General features: G+C 49.3%; 10 protein-coding genes. 2 read left to right on the top strand and 8 right to left on the bottom strand.

Going from position 1 to position 14,925, the window contains the following annotated elements; translation table 11 throughout:
• Positions 1–527: 527 nt before the first annotated feature.
• From Q0418_RS10905 to iorA, 3 genes are all read right to left on the bottom strand, one after another.
• Positions 528–1,763: a phenylacetate--CoA ligase family protein gene (locus Q0418_RS10905; RefSeq protein ID WP_298484163.1), complete on the bottom strand. Its 1,236-nt coding sequence runs from the start codon at positions 1,761–1,763 to the stop codon at positions 528–530.
• A gap of 210 nt (positions 1,764–1,973) precedes the next feature.
• The gene (locus Q0418_RS10900; protein ID WP_298484162.1) at positions 1,974–2,549 is read right to left on the bottom strand and encodes an indolepyruvate oxidoreductase subunit beta; all 576 of its coding nucleotides are present in this window, start codon (positions 2,547–2,549) and stop codon (positions 1,974–1,976) included.
• Entirely contained in the window at positions 2,542–4,356 is a 1,815-nt protein-coding gene (iorA, locus tag Q0418_RS10895; RefSeq protein WP_298484161.1) for an indolepyruvate ferredoxin oxidoreductase subunit alpha, read from the bottom strand. The genes Q0418_RS10900 and iorA overlap by 8 nt, the downstream gene beginning before the upstream one ends.
• 472 nt (positions 4,357–4,828) lie before the next feature.
• Between iorA and Q0418_RS10890 the strand changes: the two genes are divergently transcribed.
• The gene (locus tag Q0418_RS10890; RefSeq protein WP_298484160.1) at positions 4,829–7,462 is read left to right on the top strand and encodes a dockerin type I repeat-containing protein; all 2,634 of its coding nucleotides are present in this window, start codon (positions 4,829–4,831) and stop codon (positions 7,460–7,462) included.
• Positions 7,463–7,697: 235 nt separating this feature from the next.
• On the opposite strand, the gene ptsP is transcribed toward Q0418_RS10890, so the two are convergent.
• From ptsP to Q0418_RS11060, 5 genes are all read right to left on the bottom strand, one after another.
• Entirely contained in the window at positions 7,698–9,332 is a 1,635-nt protein-coding gene (ptsP, locus tag Q0418_RS10885) for a phosphoenolpyruvate--protein phosphotransferase (protein ID WP_298484159.1), read from the bottom strand.
• A 5-nt stretch (positions 9,333–9,337) separates the two neighbouring features.
• Positions 9,338–9,889, bottom strand: a complete 552-nt coding sequence (locus tag Q0418_RS10880; RefSeq protein WP_298484158.1) for an inorganic diphosphatase — start codon at positions 9,887–9,889, stop codon at positions 9,338–9,340.
• Positions 9,890–9,921: 32 nt separating this feature from the next.
• Positions 9,922–10,179: an HPr family phosphocarrier protein gene (locus Q0418_RS10875; RefSeq protein WP_298484157.1), complete on the bottom strand. Its 258-nt coding sequence runs from the start codon at positions 10,177–10,179 to the stop codon at positions 9,922–9,924.
• 27 nt (positions 10,180–10,206) lie between these two features.
• Positions 10,207–12,345 (bottom strand): PTS transporter subunit IIABC, encoded by a 2,139-nt coding sequence (locus Q0418_RS10870; protein ID WP_298484156.1) that lies wholly within the window; start codon positions 12,343–12,345, stop codon positions 10,207–10,209.
• A 252-nt stretch (positions 12,346–12,597) separates the two neighbouring features.
• On the bottom strand, positions 12,598–12,852 hold the full coding sequence (locus Q0418_RS11060; RefSeq protein ID WP_367276269.1) for a PRD domain-containing protein: 255 nt from the start codon (positions 12,850–12,852) through the stop codon (positions 12,598–12,600).
• Positions 12,853–13,381: 529 nt separating this feature from the next.
• Here Q0418_RS11060 and Q0418_RS10860 point away from each other — a divergent pair.
• Complete coding sequence (locus tag Q0418_RS10860; RefSeq protein ID WP_298484154.1) at positions 13,382–14,821, top strand: serpin family protein; 1,440 nt, start codon at positions 13,382–13,384, stop codon at positions 14,819–14,821.
• The last annotated feature ends 104 nt before the right edge of the window (positions 14,822–14,925 follow it).

The following is a 14,925-nucleotide window of genomic DNA, read 5'->3' as shown; positions in this document are numbered from 1 at the left end:
AGTTTATGCTCGTAGAGTACATCTGACGCACAATCTTTGTGCGGTATTGCCTAAACCATCCATTGACACCAAATGTGGAGATGGTGTTTGAGAGCAGTTCCGAAACGATAGTTTCATGCCTATCAACTATTGAAGATGCCATTTTCTTAAAAGTGTTGTTTTAAGAACATGAACTGTAAAATCAATGTGATGCCTTTTCCATAGCTAACAGGTAGCTAACAAATCCGCCAAAAACGCCCGGAATACCAGCACTTTCACTTTTGCAAGAGATAATCTTATCCCTATTGGGAACTTTCAAAATTATCTGTTTGCGTTGTTTTTGTCGATTTGGATTTATCTGAAGCCGGGTAAAATTCAGACGGTCACTAACACATAACAAATGGGTAACTAACAAAGATTAAGGCATCCATCATCATGATGGATGCCTTCTTGTTTTACGAGATCTAGTTTGTCAATCCCCGAGCAAGCTAGATTTCGTCATTTTTTCATTCAACGGGCTGACTGCGCATCTGACGCACTGTACCACCTTAATTATAGCGCTCATCGATCACACGGGCGGTCTTTTTCATACTGCGCGGCAGCACGCCGATTTCTACAACTTTAACAATTGGTGTAAATCCAATACGGCTTTTGACCTTTTCAGCGATACGGCGGCTCAGGTCTGCAAAATCAACAGTACCATTTGACTCCACATAAATGCGCATGGTATCTTTTCCATCCAGATGAGAGATACGGATCTGATATTCGCTGGAGATCTCCTGAAATGTTCCAAGCACTTCTTCAATCTGGCTAGGGAATACATTGACGCCCTTAATTTTCATCATATCGTCTGTTCGTCCCATGATCATATCGATTCGTGGGAACTTGCTGCCGCAGGGACAGTCTCCCGGAATGATTCTGGACAGGTCATGGGTGCGATAGCGAATGAGAGGAGCACCCTCTTTTACCAAGGTGGTGATCACAATTTCACCGATCTCACCGTCCGGCAGATTTTCCCCGGTTACAGGATCAATGATCTCCAGATAAATGAAATCATCCCAATAATGCATGCCGCAGTTTTCCCGACAGCTGATGCCGATTCCAGGACCATAAATTTCTGTCAGTCCGTAAATATCGTACAGTTCAATGCCAAGCTCTCCAGAGATACGGTCGCGCATTTTCTGACTCCAACGTTCAGAGCCGATCACGCCTTTTTTCAGATGAATCTTATCCTTCATGCCGCGTTTCTGGATTTCCTCTGCCAGCAGCAGCGCATAGGATGATGTAGAACAAAGTACGGTGCTCTTCATATCCATCATCATTTGCAGCTGCTTGTCCGTATTGCCCGGACCCATGGGGATTACCATAGCCCCCAGCTTTTCTGCACCATTCTGGAAACCGATACCGGCAGTCCAGAGACCATATCCAGGCGTGACCTGAATCCGATCCATTGGTGTGATACCTGCCATTTCGTAGCAGCGTTTGAACTGAATCGCCCAGTCATCCACATCTTTTGCAGTATAGGGAATGATCACGGGTGTTCCAGTGGTGCCGGAGGAAGAATGAATGCGGACGATTTTTTCTTCCGGTGCTGTCATAAGCCCCAGGGGATAGGCATCCCGCAGATCCTTCTTCTCTGAAAAGGGCAGTTTCGCAAACTCTTCCGGTGTATGTACTGCGGAAACACCGGCATCTTCCAGCTTTTTGCCATAAAAGCTGTTGGAATTGATCAATGCCTGGATGCGGCTGTTGACAAGTGCCAGCTGCTGTTCTGAAATTTTCATAGCTTCATATCCTTTCTGGTTTTAGAGGTAACCTTTAGGCAACACCACACAAAGAGCGCCTAGCGGCTTTGCACGTCATATGCTTGCATCTTTTCCGTCATATTTCACAAAAATGCTCGTGAATACACAAAGTATTCACTGCGCTTTTTGTTTCATCTGACGAAAAATCTGACTACGCATCTAACGTGCAATCTTTGTGCGGTATTGCCTTTACTTTTTTGAAAATGCAAGCGCTTTCTGGTTCATCGCATGAAACTGCGGTTTTACGGAGCGCTGCATGGCTTCTACGACTTCTTCCAGCGTCAGCGGCAGAACGCCCTGCTGCAGCACTGCCCCCAGCATCACCATGTTCAATACCTTGGGTGAACCGATCTCCATGCAAGCCGCTTCGCCGTCCAGCAATGTCAGCCGTGAGACCTGGCGCTGCAAATAAGCCGCCATTGCATCGCTGTCGTATGACACACCATTCAGAGTGGCTGTCACCGGCTGAATGGGATGTGTATTCAGAATCACACATCCATCCGGTTTCAGATATGGCAGCATCCGCACAGTCTCCGCCGGTTCAAATCCGATGATGAGATCCGCAGAATGTTTCGGGAACATAGGACAATACAGTCCCTCTCCCATACGCAGAAAGCTAAACACGCTGCCGCCTTTCTGCGCCATGCCGATGGTTTCAGCACTCATGACCGGAATTCCCTTTGCCATTGCAGCGGAGGCAATGAGCTTTGATGTCAGAACGATTCCCTGACCGCCCACACCGCAGAGCAGAATATTTTTATGCATGACAGCCACCTCCAATTGCATGTACCGGACATATCTGACTGCAAACACCGCAGCCGGTACAGAGCGAACGCTCGATCTGTACCTTGCCGTCCCGAAGAATGATACCCGGACAGCCCAGTGTACGAATACATTTTTTACACTGTATACACTTTTCTTCCTCCACTGCCGCCGGTACACCGGATCGCATAAGCGCAACACAGGGAGACTTGAAAATGATCGCCTTTACGCCGTCCTGCAGGGCAACATTCTTGACACAGTCTATGGCTTCCTGCAAATGCAGCGGATCCACAGTTTCCACCGTTTTCAGCCCGATTCCACGTAAAACAGCCTCTATGCTGACTTTTTCCACCACTTCACCCATCATGGTTTTTCCGGTGCCGGGGTGCGGCTGATGTCCTGTCATGGCAGTGGTGGAATTGTCCAGTACGATCAGTGTCATATTTGCCTGATTATACACCGCATTGACCACACCGGTAATGGCAGATGCAAAGAAGGTGGAATCTCCCACAAAGGCAAAGCACACGGTGTCCGGTTCAACCTTGCCGATTCCCTGGGTCATATTGACGCCTGCCCCCATGCAAAGGCAGGTATCCACCATATCCAGCGGCATGGCGTTTCCCAGAGTGTAACATCCGATATCTCCGCAAAATACACTTTTCCTGCCCTTCATTGCCTCTTTTACTGCATAAAAGGAAGCTCGGTGGGGACATCCGGCGCACAGCACCGGCGGACGAACCGGCAGCTCCGGCGGTGCTTCTACCGCAGGTTCTTCCGGCTTCTCCCATCCCAGAAATGCAGCTATGGCAGCACCAACGCTGTCACAGCTGTTTTCACCGGCAGCCCCAATATCGTGTGTCAGTTTTCCACGGATGCGAGTGGGGAGATGATACTTGCCGCAGAGATAGACCAGTTCCCGTTCTATGACAGGATCCAGCTCCTCAATACAGAGCACTTCATCCAGTCCCTCCAGAAATGCAAGGGCAGCTTTTTCCGGGAACGGAAAGGGTGTTGCCACTTTGAACAGGCGAGGTGCATTCTGATCACGCAAAGTCTCCATGGTATAGGCAAAGTTGATCCCATGGGTGGCGATACCTTTTTTACAGGAAGGATCTCCAGCGGGAAAGATCTGATTCCGGGCATACTGGGAAAAAACATGGGAGAGTGTCTCGTTCCGGGCTTCGATCTGCATATGGCTGCAATAAGAAAGCTTCGGAAATATGACCCATTTGGAGGAATCCTTTACGAATCCCTCCGGCTTGTTTTCTGTATATTCTTCTGGATCCTTTACTGTGATGGAGGCGTAGCCATGGCAGATACGTGTCGTAGGGCGAAACAGTACCGGTGTATGATACTGTTCTGAATAGGCGAAGGCCTCCTGGATCATATCATATGCTTCCTGAACACTGGAAGGGTCAAAACAGGGCAGCTTGGAAAACGCTGCAAAATGGCGTGTGTCCTGTTCTGTCTGAGAAGAGATCGGTCCCGGATCATCTGCGACCAGTACGACCATGCCGCCTTTTACACCGATATACGCCAGACTCATCAGCGGATCGGAGGCAACATTCAGCCCCACCTGCTTCATCGTCACCATAGTTCTGGCACCGCAATAGGCAGCACCGGCAGCCAACTCCATGGCTGCCTTTTCATTGACGGACCATTCTACATAAATGTCGCCGGAGTTATGTTTTGCAGTCGTCTCCAGCACTTCAGTGGATGGCGTTCCCGGATAGCCGGAAACCACATTCAGTCCGGCAGCAATTGCGCCCATTGCAATTGCCGCATTTCCCATTAAAAATTCTGTATGCATGTTATCAATCCAATCGTCTTTTGATTGTTTGGGGTTTCATTTCAAAAATAGCCCACACGGCTATTGAAACCCGTTCCTTTTCCATTATAGAAGAAATAAACTATAAAGTCAAGTGGTATGCTTGGATAAAATATGATTTGCTATGTATTTTTCCAAGGCAGGAATACGATTTTATCTGTCAAATTAGCGGTACGGAAATCAATTTTATAGGAAAGAACCCCTCAGTCACGGCTACGCCGTGCCAGCTCCCCTTTCAAGGGAGCCTTAGTTGCCTCCCCTGAAAGGGGAGGGGGACCATTGCGCAGCAATGGTGGAGGGGTGATTGGATTGAAACATAAAATTGATTTCCGTGAAATAGCGGTTAAATACCTTGAAAGAATTCTTGGGTTATGGTATAATAGAATCAAGCTTATAGCAAAGGTTTACAAAAATGCATCGTTGCCTTTGGAATATGATATGAGGTGAATGGTAAATGAAAAAACATCGTCTACTCGCCTGTGCAGCAGCATCTGCATGCTGTCTGTCCGGCGTATCTGCAATCCCGGCAGCCTCTGCGGAAACGGAATCAGCACTTCTGGATATTTCACATTTTTCTGTCATGGACGAAAATCTGGTATACCTGGGTGCGGACTATCTGCATGATGCTTCTGTGTTATTTGACGACCAGGACAAGGTGCCTTCGTCTGTCACACAGCTGGAGGTGGGAACGGAATTGTGGAATAAAACATCCCGCACCAACTGGAAACCCAATCTACAGGCAGAATACGGAGAGGATTCCTTTTATATCGACCTGGGGGCAAATTATGTCATAACAGGCATTTGTTTTCTGGACGCAAATGGCATTCAGGATTGGACAGTGGAATATGGCGAACCCTTTGCATGGCAGACCCTGACGCAGTTTACAACCGATCAGTATATGGCATGGCGGAGCGTCACACCCACAGAAACTCATACCACACGTTACCTGCGTTTTTCCACTTCTTGCGGAGACAGCGGTGTCAGTGAACTGGCATTGTACGGGTATCAAGTGTCGGAGCTGACGGAGGCACAAAAAGCAAAAACTGCCGCAAAGCCTTCCGGCGGCGAAAAAACATCTCTGACTGCCGGACAGAAAATCGGCTTCAATGCCTTTATTGATGACCCCATGACAGCCATCATGGCGGCAGGGAATGTCCGGGAATATCACAATTTCAGCTGGCTGTTGGATGAAACCGGCAAGGTCAAGTTCACCCAGGGCACCTGGGGCGATATGGACAGCTACTACGCATCCATGAAAGCACAGGACATCAGCATTATCCCCTGCTTTCAGGGTGGCAGTTCCGTTGTATCGGGCAGCGATGATCCGCCGGAAATCCCCACAGCACCTGGCGCAGATACTACAGACCCGAAAAGCTATGCCGTTCATGCCCAGGCAATGTATCAGGTTGCTGCAAGATACGGCAGCAACACAGAAATTGACCCTGCAACCTTAAATGTTGCGGATGGCAGTGAAGAAAAAATCGGACTGGGACTGCTGCATGCAGCGGAAAATTCTAACGAGCCCAATAAGACATGGGGCGGCAAAGCGGATTATTTCACGCCATATGAATTGGCTGCCATGTGCTCTGCCGACTATGACGGCCATGAGGGGACCATTCCCAATGCCGGTGTCAAAACAGCTGATCCTGATTTCAAGCTTGCGGTAGGCGGATTGCTGACAACGGAGTTTGTGCTGGATTATCTGTCAGAGATGAAGCTCTGGTTTGACTATAACCGTTCCGACGGAAAATTTGCAGTGGATATCATCAATGTCCACCTCAGCCCGAATGCCATAGACCCGGAAAATTCCGGTATGGTGAAAAAAATTCAGGAGATCCAGGCATGGATCGACGAAAATGCACCGGGAACAGAATTGTGGATCTCTGAATTTGAAGTACCTATGGGCGACTGTGCAATTGAGGGTGTGGACAACCACGAGAATGAAACATACCAGCTCCGCTACGCCCAGCGTGTGGCAAGAACCTATCTCACAGCAATCGGTGCAGGCGTGGATCGTATGACAAAATTCCAGCTGCGTGATGAGGGCGGCGGTGGTGTCTACGCCGATTCCGGCTTGGTCACTGAAAAGGGCAAGTGGGACAAAAAACTGGCATGGTATTACGTTTCCTGCATGACAACGGTTCTGGAGCATGCCGATCTCCTCGCCGCATCCGCAGAAAACGGAATCTGCTGCCAGACATTTACAGACCGCACCAATGGAAATACGATCTATTGCCTGTGGTCACCGACTTCCGACGGAACGACCATTCCGGGATATTCTATTTCCGTAGGCAATGCCGCCCATGCTTATCTGACCGTTCCCGGTACTTATGCCGAGGGCGTTACAACGGAACTGGAGATCAATAAGGAGAGCGTTTCTGTTGACATCTCTGAAACACCGGTATTTCTCACTGTTTCCGGACAAACACAAACGATCATCAACGGCAAGGGACAGTATATTACACCACAATCCCTCTGCCTCAGCAGTGATAACAGCACAGAAATATGCGATTTGTCTGCGGCTCCTTCTGATAGTACCCTGGATCAATTCTACCGGATGTTTGACGAACCGGATACCATGCCGCAGTTTTATTACGGCAACACTTCCGCTCTGGAAACGCCGGAGACGAATGTGACCGCTTCCGGCATCACCTGTTATGTGACATTGGATGCGCCGTATGTGCTGAATGGATTCGGTGTCTATGACACCTACGGAACAGGCAGTCTGGAAATCTACGATGCCAATACAGACACGCTTTTGTGGTCCAGCGACATGGGCGGCTATATGTACCGCAACATTGCCCTGACAGATGAAAGCCAGCCCACAGACAAGCTGAAAATCGTCAAGGGCGGCGGCGATCTGAATGAACTAGCCATATACGGCTATCCTGCACCGGAGCAATCCGAAGTCGCTGCGGATGTCAATGAGGACGGCGTTTTTAGCATTGCCGATGTGGTTCTGTTGCAGCAGTGGCTGTTGGCGAAATCAGTCACCTTGGCGAATCCAGAGGCAGCAGACGTCTATGCGGATGGCATTCTGAACGGCTTTGATCTTGCAACAATGCGTACCATGCTGTTGAAATCATAAAATAAATTCAAGGCAACACCGTACAAAGAGCGCCTGCCGGCTTTGCACGTCATATGCTTGCATCTTTTCCGTCATATTTCACAAAAATGCTCGTGAATACACAAAGTATTCACGAGCATTTTTGTTTCATCTGACGAAAAATCTGACGGCGCATCTGACGCACAATCTCTGTGCAGTGTTGCCCTAAACATGAAAATCCCCTTGCTCTGCAATTTGCAGGAACAAGGGGATTATATTATTCAGATAAATTGATCTTTCTCACAGCATCTCTTACTTTCAGAACAAAAGTGGGAGAAACGGAAAGCTCATCAATGCCCATTCGCAGGAACGTTTCTGTCAGCGTTGTATCTGCTGCCAGTTCGCCGCAGATACCGATCCATGCGCCGTGTTCGTGGGCGTTTTTGGCAGATAGTTCGATCAGCCGCAGAATGGCTTCGTGATGGGTGTCGCAGAACCGCTCGATGTGGGGATTCTGCCGGTCACATGCTAAAGTATACTGGGTCAAATCGTTTGTGCCTACACTGAAAAAGTCCACCATAGGTGCCAGTCTGTCACTGATCAGCGCAGCGGCAGGCGTTTCGATCATAATGCCCAGTTCAATGTTGTCGGAATATTCGATCTGATCTGCATCCAGTTCTCGCTTTACTTCATCGCAAAGTGCGAGGATCTCTTCCAGTTCAGAGGTGCTGGTGATCATGGGGAACATGATGCCAAGCTTGCCGTATACAGAGGCACGGTACAATGCCCGGAGCTGTACCCGGAAGATCTCCGGCCGTGACAGGCACAGACGGATGGCACGAAGTCCCAGCGCAGGGTTTTCCTCTTTTTCCAGATGGAAATACTCTGCCTGCTTGTCTGCACCGATGTCCAGGGTACGGATAATGACTTTTTTGGGTGCCATGCTCTCCAGGACACGCTTATAAATCTTGAACTGTTCCTCCTCGGTGGGGTAGTCCGTATTCTCCAGATACAGGAACTCACTGCGGAACAAGCCGATGCCTCCTGCATCGTTGACAAGCACGGCACCGATGTTGTCCACACTGCCGATATTGGCGAAGATATTGATCTTTCTGCCGTCCAGAGTGATGTTCTCTTTCCCTTTCAACTCCTGGAGCAGCTTTTTCTTTTCTTCCTCTGCCTGCTGTTTTTGCCGGTATGCGGACAGGGTCGCCTCATCGGGGTCTACGATAAATGAGCCAGTAAATCCGTCTGCAATGGCAATTGTTCCATCTTGAATCTCTGTTAGAAATGCTTCTCCCAGTCCGATGATAGCAGGGATATTCATGTTTCTGGCGAGGATCGCCGTGTGAGAATTGGACGAGCCGTAGGAAGTCACAAAGGCAAGCACTTGTTCCTTGTCCAGGGATACGGTTTCACTGGGTGCCAGATCATCGGCACAAATGATCACCTTTTCTCCAGAGAGGGAATGCTCTGTTTCGCAGTCGTTCATACACGCAATGATGCGGTTGGAAATGTCACGTACATCTGCGGCTCTTGCCTGCATATAGCTGTCGTCCATGGAAGAAAACATCTCGGCAAAGTTGTCGGCGGTGACTGCCACTGCATACTCTGCATTCACGTTCTGACCCTGAATCATTTCCGTAATAGCTTCGTTATAGTCGTCATCTTCGATCATCATCATGTGGATCTCAAAGATCTGTGCGTTGGCTTCGCCCACTTCTTTCAGTGCCTTCTCGTAGATGCCCTGAAGCTGGGCAGTGGCTTTTTCCTTTGCCGCTTCGAGACGGGCAAGCTCGCCGGCGGTGTCGTCAATTTTCATGCGCTTGACCTGAACATCCTGCCGTTTGAAGACAGAAATTCTGCCAATGGCAATTGCGCCGTAAACGCCTTTTCCTTGATATTTCACCATAGGTCTCATCCCCTTTCTGTGCTGTCAGCGGTGCAGAATTTGTTCTTGTAGTTTTCCATTGCCTTTTCAATGACGGCAACAGCTTCAATGGGACCGCCGATTTCCCGGACGTCTGTTTTCTTGCTTTCCAGCTGTTTGTAAACGGAGAAAAAGTGTCTCAGTTCTTCAAAAATATGCTTTGGCAGCTCTTTTACATCGGTGTATGCCATGTATGTGGGATCACCGTAGGGAATGGCAATGATCTTTTCATCGCCCATTCCGCCGTCCTCCATATACATGACGCCGATGGGATAGCTCCGGACCAGCGTCAGGGGCTGGATGGGCTGGGAGCAGAGGAGGAGAACATCCAGCGGGTCGTTGTCGTCGCCGTAAGTGCGCGGAATAAAGCCGTAGTTCATGGGATAATACGTTGCTGTGAACAGGATTCTGTCCAGGGACAGCATCCCTGTTTTTTTGTCCAGCTCATATTTCATGTTGCTGCCTTTGGAAATTTCAATGACTGAAATAAAGTCTGTGGGAAAAATGCGATCTTCGTCAATGTCATGCCAGATATTCATTGTGATACCTCCTGCGTCCCCGCTGAATCAGATCAGAGATTTGCTTCCAGGAAGTTTCTGATCTCTTCCAGTGCAGCGTCTTCATTGCCGCCGTTTGCTGTAACAGTGATGGTGTCACCGCATTTTACGCCCAGCCCCATGAGTGCCATGAGCTTTGTGGCACCGACGGTCTTGTCCCCTTTGGTAATGGTGATCTCGCTGTCCAGTGCCTTTGCAGCCTTTGCCAGCATACCTGCGGGTCTTGCGTGGATTCCCAGTTCGTCCTTGATGGTGTAAGCAAATGTTTTCATTGTAATACTTCCTTTCATAAGTTCAGTTTATTTGATTTCGATCAGTTTATCGCCAGCGGATACCTGTTCCGTATGGATCGCTTCTACTGTGTTGTAATCATCTGTATTGCAGATGATCATGGGGGTTGTGGTCTGGTATCCGGCATTGCGGATGCCATCCAGGTCGAAGGAGATCAGCAGATCGCCCTTGTGGATCTCCTGCCCGTCTGTCACGTGCGTTTCGAAGAATTTGCCGTTCAGCTTTACGGTGTCAATGCCGATGTGGAGCAGGATCTCGCAGCCTTCATTGGACACCAGATTGATGGCGTGCTTGGTGTCAAATACCATGTCCACCTTGCCGTCGCAGGGTGCATAAAGCTTGCCCTCTGTGGGCGCAATGGCAGCACCTTCGCCCAGTACCTTGGAAGAAAAGGCTTCGTCCTGCACATCTTCCAGTGCGACAAACTTGCCGTTCATGTGGGCATACAAGGCAAGAGACTGTGTTTCCTGCTTCGCCGGCTTCTCCTGCGCTTCTGCCGGAACAGATTCCGGCGCAGTTTCGCCGCCCAGCAGTGCGTCTACATTGTCTGCGTCCGGAGTTTCCAGGAAATCCTCCAGATTGGACTTGACTACAGAAACCTGAGGTCCATAAATGACCTGTACGCCATTGCCCTTGTGGATCACACCGGATGCGCCGCTTTCTTTCAGCAGGCTGTCCTGTACCAGGTCAGGCTGGATCACAGTGACTCTCAGCCGTGTTGCACAGCAGTCTACATCGGAAAGATTGGATTTGCCGCCCAGACCTTTCAGGATGAGTGCGCTGACTCTGTCGAATCCGTCACAGCTCGTTGGAGCGCCTTCTTTTTTTGCATTCATGTCCTTGCGGGTATAGAGTTTGGTTTCTTCATCATCGGCTTCTCTGCCGGGTGTTTTCAGGTTGAACTTGGTGATCATAAAGTAGAATACAAAGTAGTACACAACAGCGTAGACCAGTCCCACAATAATGATCCAGATCCAGTTTGTCTTTTCGTTGCCCTGCAGGATACCGAACAGGGTCAGGTCAATGGCACCGCCGGAGAAGGTCATGCCTACGCCCACATTGAAAATGTGCATCAGCATGTAGGAAAGACCTGCGAGAACACAGTGTACCGCATACATAGCAGGTGCTACGAACAGGAACGTGAATTCCAGAGGTTCTGTGATACCGGTCAGCATAGATGTCAGTGCAGCAGAGAGGAGCAGACCGCCTACTACCTTTTTCTTTTCCGGCCGGGCAGCTCTGTACATGGCAAATGCAGCAGCAGGGAGACCGAAGATCATGAACGGGAACTTACCGGACATAAATCTGGTAGCAGATACAGAAAAATGCTCTGTGGATTTGGAAGCCAGCTCTGCAAAGAAGATGTTCTGGGCGCCCTGTACGGTGACACCGTCAATGATCATGGAGCCGCCAAGTTCAGTCTGCCAGAAGGGCATGTAGAATACATGGTGCAGACCAAAGGGAATCAGTGCACGCTCGATAATACCATAGATCCATGTGCCAGCATAGCCGGATGCCAGTACCAGCTGACCCAGATGGGCAATGCCGTTCTGAACCACAGGCCAGATGTAGAACATGGCGACACCCACAATCAGGTATACTACGCTGGTGATGATGGGCACAAATCTTGTGCCGCCGAAAAAGGATAACACCTGGGGCAGCTGGATTTTGTAGAACCGGTTGTGCAGTGCAGCAACACCAAGCCCCACGATAATACCGCCGAACACACCCATCTGGAGTGTCGTGATGCCAAGAGTCGTGGTGGTGGAGTTTGCAGCCATAGCCTCCACGCCGCCTTTGGCGGAGATCAGCGTACTGATAGCCGTGTTCATGATCAGGTAGCCGATGGCACCGGAAAGAGCGGCAACTTCTTTTTCTTTCTTTGCCATACCAATGGCAACACCCATGGCAAACAGCAATGCCAGATTGTCAAAGACAACGCTGCCTGTTTTGCTCATGATGTCCAGGATGGTGTACAGAACACCGCCCTCCCGGATGATCTCAGTTAATCCGTATGTTTCCAGTGTGGTGGGGTTTGTAAAGGAGCTTCCGATGCCAAGCAGCAGACCGGCAACGGGAAGGAGTGCAATGGGCAGCATGAAGGAGCGTCCCACTCGCTGCAAAACCCCGAAAATTTTGTCTTTCATAGATGATACCTCCGTATTTTAGGCAACACCGCACAAAGATTGCGCGTCAGATGCGCCGTCAGATTTTTCGTCAGATGAAACAAAAAGCGCAGTGAATACTTTGTGTATTCACGAGCATTTTTGTGAAATATGACGGAAAAGATGCAAGCATATGACGTGCAAAGCCGTCAGGCGCTCTTTGCGCGGTGTTGCCTTTATTTTTCCGTTATGCAGTTCACACAGCTGGTACCGGGCAGGGCAAACGGCATATCCTCAAAAATCAGTACAGGAACTGATCTTTTTCAGGTGAATGGTGAGGGATATCAACTCGTCATCGTTGATATCCTTTTTATAGGTTTTCAGGATATATTCCTGGATGCACTGGGCACATTTGAAATGTGTGTTGCATGTTTTCTTGATCATGGTGAAGAAAACAGCGTCATTGCTCAGTGTTTGGGGCAGCGGCTTGTTCTGGAACAGTCGCTGGGCGAGATGCTTCAGGTGCGCCTGAAAGCGTTCGAAGTACACCGTATCTCTGTTGAATTCTTTATTTCACGACGTTTGTCAATGGTTTTTGTGCATAACATCAGGTTTTCTACTTTTTTGACAATACGGTGATTGGGATTTTGTGAATGCTGAACAAATTGGCTGGCAAAAATGATCCTCAGCACATGGCACTATTGTATGTAGATCTGCTGCAGTTATGCTGATGGATGGGTCATGCAGATGCAGTAAAAATGAAAAAGGTACACTCGAAGCGCACCGTGAAGCAGAACTGTCCGGGGCAGAACACTGGCAGGATGCTCAAGAAAGATTGGATGCAGGACGTACAGACAGTATCCTTTGGCAAACGCTGAACCGGAAAAGTAACTCTCCTCTTTTTTATTTACAAAATATTTACAATAAAATTCGCAATTTCTTCCCCTAACTTCGTATAACAAAGTGAAGGCACTATCGTGCGAGGTCGTCAGATGTTTTTGGCGCGGTATTGCCTAAAGGACAAACGCCGTGGTTTCTCACGGCAGAATTGATGTATGAGACAAGAAGGAGGATTTTTATGAAACAAAAATGGATCGCAGCATTATCTGCAGTGGTATTGAGTGTCACCGATCTGCCTGTATGCAGTGCAGCTGCGGCAGGTGCCTCCGGGGATATCAGCCTGGACGGAAACCTGAGTGTTTCGGATGCTGTTCTGATGCAGCGGTATCTACTGAACACAAGACGGTTTACACAGGACGAATGGCTGGCGGCGGATATGAACAAGGACAAAACGGTCAATGCATTTGATCTGTCTCTGCTGAAACAGGCTCTGCTGGAAAAGGGTATTACGTTTGATGCACAGGATCTACTCGAAAATCTGGTATCACGGGATGTGGCAGGGGCAGAAGCTGACGAAGCTTTTGTTCTGGCGCAGACCGACTTTGCGCTGTCTTTGCTGCAAAATACAGCGGAAAATGACAAGAACACCCTGATCTCGCCCTATTCTGTGATGCAGGCGCTTGCTATGACGGCGAATGGTGCGAACGGCGAGACAAAGGCGGAAATGGAAACGGCTCTGGGCGGACTGCCGCTGGACGAGTTGAACGAGCATCTGTATACGCAGCGTACCTCTCAGCCGGACAGCGATTCCTGCAAGCTGCTGACTGCCAATTCCATCTGGTACCGGGATGATGCAGAGCGTCTCCAGGTCTCCCAGAATTTCCTGCAAACCAACGCTGACTATTATGGTGCGGCTGCATACAGCGCACCCTTTGACGATAGTACGGTCCGGGATATCAACAGCTGGATCGCCAAGAATACAGATTACATGATTCCGAGGATGATCAACGAGCTGGATCCCACTACCGTCATGTGTCTGATCAACGCAGTGACCTTTGACGCAAAATGGCAGAGCCCTTATTTTGCGGATCAGGTCGGCGACTGGACGTTTACCGCCTATGACGGCAGCACGCAGACGGTGGAAATGATGTATTCCGATGAGTATACCTATCTGGAGGATGAAAACGCCACCGGATTCTACAAATATTATGAGGGCGGACGGTATGCCTTTGCGGCATTGTTACCCAATGAGGGGATCACGGTCACGGAATATCTGGACGGACTGACGCCGGAATCCCTCCATGAGACTCTGGCAAATCCGGAGCAGATCTCTGTTATCACCGGACTGCCGAAGTTCAGCTGTGACTATGACAGCAGTCTGAAGGATACCCTTGCAGCAATGGGTATGCCCGGTGCATTTGAACCCACAGCGGATTTCTCCAACATGGCGGATACGGCAACCGGTTTGCTCTATATCGGCGATGTTTTGCACAAAACGCATATCGCTGTGGATGAAAACGGCACCAGAGCCGGTGCTGCAACAGTTGTTATGATGACTGATGAATGTGCACCCATGGGGCATGAAGTCGTTCTCGACCGACCGTTTGTCTACTGCATTGTGGATACGGAAACTTCACTGCCGGTGTTTATGGGTACGATGCTTTCTGTCAATGAATAAGGCAGAACCGTACAAAGTATCCTGGCATAGAATAGGCAAAAAAAGGTAAGGCAACACCGCACAAAGAGCGCTTGACGGCTTTGTACGTCATATGCTTGCATCTT

Origin of the sequence: uncultured Ruminococcus sp., from assembly GCF_937915125.1 — a bacterium.
GTDB lineage: Bacteria > Bacillota > Clostridia > Oscillospirales > Ruminococcaceae > Ruminococcus_C.
The sequence above is the reverse complement of the archived record's forward strand: the minus strand, read 5'-3'. Positions and strand labels throughout refer to the sequence as shown.

Excerpts from the sequence above, each read along its gene's own strand:
- Q0418_RS10870 (WP_298484156.1), bottom strand. The coding sequence starts at position 12,345 with ATGAAAGACAAAATTTTCGGGGTTTTGCAGCGAGTGGGACGCTCCTTC.
- iorA (WP_298484161.1), bottom strand. The coding sequence starts at position 4,356 with ATGCATACAGAATTTTTAATGGGAAATGCGGCAATTGCAATGGGCGCA.
- Q0418_RS10905 (WP_298484163.1), bottom strand. The coding sequence starts at position 1,763 with ATGAAAATTTCAGAACAGCAGCTGGCACTTGTCAACAGCCGCATCCAG.
- Q0418_RS10860 (WP_298484154.1), top strand. The coding sequence starts at position 13,382 with ATGAAACAAAAATGGATCGCAGCATTATCTGCAGTGGTATTGAGTGTC.
- Q0418_RS10875 (WP_298484157.1), bottom strand. The coding sequence starts at position 10,179 with ATGAAAACATTTGCTTACACCATCAAGGACGAACTGGGAATCCACGCA.
- ptsP (WP_298484159.1), bottom strand. The coding sequence starts at position 9,332 with ATGGTGAAATATCAAGGAAAAGGCGTTTACGGCGCAATTGCCATTGGC.
- Q0418_RS10900 (WP_298484162.1), bottom strand. The coding sequence starts at position 2,549 with ATGCATAAAAATATTCTGCTCTGCGGTGTGGGCGGTCAGGGAATCGTT.
- Q0418_RS10880 (WP_298484158.1), bottom strand. The coding sequence starts at position 9,889 with ATGAATATCTGGCATGACATTGACGAAGATCGCATTTTTCCCACAGAC.
- Q0418_RS10890 (WP_298484160.1), top strand. The coding sequence starts at position 4,829 with ATGAAAAAACATCGTCTACTCGCCTGTGCAGCAGCATCTGCATGCTGT.